Source organism: Bartonella sp. AA86SXKL (assembly GCF_042196885.1).
The window spans coordinates 343-1,032 of the sequence record NZ_JBHIRE010000150.1 but is presented as its reverse complement, the minus strand read 5'-3'; the positions used below and the strand labels follow the sequence as shown (position 1 = coordinate 1,032).

The 690-nt window shown below is 47.4% G+C and carries 1 protein-coding gene; it reads right to left on the bottom strand.

All coding sequences use genetic code 11. The features are described 5' to 3' along the window. Positions 1–203: 203 nt before the first annotated feature. Positions 204–335, bottom strand: a complete 132-nt coding sequence (locus ACFIO5_RS10630; protein WP_280113709.1) for a hypothetical protein — start codon at positions 333–335, stop codon at positions 204–206. Positions 336–690: the final 355 nt, after the last annotated feature.

Genomic DNA, 690 nt, shown 5'->3' with positions numbered 1-690 from the left:
CCAGTAGCCAATACATCCCAGGCGACCAATAGTTATCCAACAAGCAGGAGATACACACCTCTAATGCACTCTACTCCTTACCCCAATTACCACGCCACTTTTCGCCTCATCACACCCTTTCACTGGCTCGTCCAGCCCCTTCCCCTCTACCGGCAATCACCCCACAAACAGCTGTTTCCCAAAATCCTTCAATAAGAGCTAGCTCACCCTTCTCCCCACCCTTTCACTCTGCTCACCAATCCCTTTTCCCCCGCAACCAACCCATCTTCCTCCATCCATTCACCCTGTTCACCTGTCCTTTTTCCCCCACCGGCAATCAATACACCGACAGCCAATCCACGGGAAGCCCTCCTAAACAGCAACCTCTACCGGCAACCAACCCATCCTTCCTCCATCCATTCAACCCAATCACCACACTACTTTTTCCTTCACTCTTTCAAAAGCCCTCAACCCATTCTTTCATTCTTTACACGGTATTGATAAGGGCACGTACCTTGCGCAATCCTTATGCTTTCCGCTTTTGCGTATCCACGCCTTATCGTTTTTGCGTTTTTACAAATTTACAGAAAGCAGGCAATAAACTTCTGATAAAAAACCCCAATCAAAAGACCAGAGCAACATATTCGAGGGCTCCTTGAATCGAATAAAACGCTTTTAAAATCAGTTCCACTGATCCACACCATTTTTCTC